The 524-nt window shown below is 44.8% G+C and carries 1 protein-coding gene; it reads left to right on the top strand.

What is annotated here, in order from left to right; translation table 11 throughout:
- Positions 1-112: 112 nt before the first annotated feature.
- Positions 113-517 (top strand): transposase, encoded by a 405-nt coding sequence (locus tag CALK_RS11720; RefSeq protein ID WP_022637854.1) that lies wholly within the window; start codon positions 113-115, stop codon positions 515-517.
- Positions 518-524 lie beyond the last annotated feature (7 nt).

Raw genomic sequence — 524 nt, 5'->3', positions numbered from 1 at the left:
TATATTCAAATGTTGTGTATATAAAAAATAAAGGTTAAAAAGAAGTGGCTCCTTCCAGTGTGTATTTTGTAATAACGACAAAACAAAAACCACCCAAAAAAAGGAACCACTTATGATAAAAGATAATTCAAACACTTTGACAAAAACAGAACTTTCCGTACTTTCCCTGGATGAAATAGCCCGTGTTGGAGCACAGGAGCTTTTACGGCAGGCTCTTGAAGCCGAAATATCCGTCTATCTTGAGAAGCTGTCAGGCAAGAAGAGAGACGATGGAACAGCGGGAATCGTTCGCAATGGATATCATCGATCCCGCAAGGTCACCGTTGGTAGTGGTACGATTGATGTTGCGGTCCCTCGCACCCGAAACCGCAGTGGTGGCCGTGAAACTTCACCAGTGCAATTGTACCCAAGTATATGCGCCGCAGTCTCAAAATTAATGAGGCAATCCCTCTCTCTATCTCAAGGCGATCTCCACGGGCAACATGGAAGAGGCGCTTATACCGCTGTTGGGGAATGATGCATGC

It is taken from the genome of Chitinivibrio alkaliphilus ACht1 (assembly GCF_000474745.1).
Classification (GTDB): Bacteria; Fibrobacterota; Chitinivibrionia; order Chitinivibrionales; family Chitinivibrionaceae; genus Chitinivibrio; species Chitinivibrio alkaliphilus.
This window is presented reverse-complemented; position numbering and strand designations above follow the sequence as displayed.

Bases quoted from the DNA above. Each gene is read 5' to 3' on its own strand.
- CALK_RS11720 (WP_022637854.1), top strand. From the start codon at position 113: ATGATAAAAGATAATTCAAACACTTTGACAAAAACAGAACTTTCCGTA.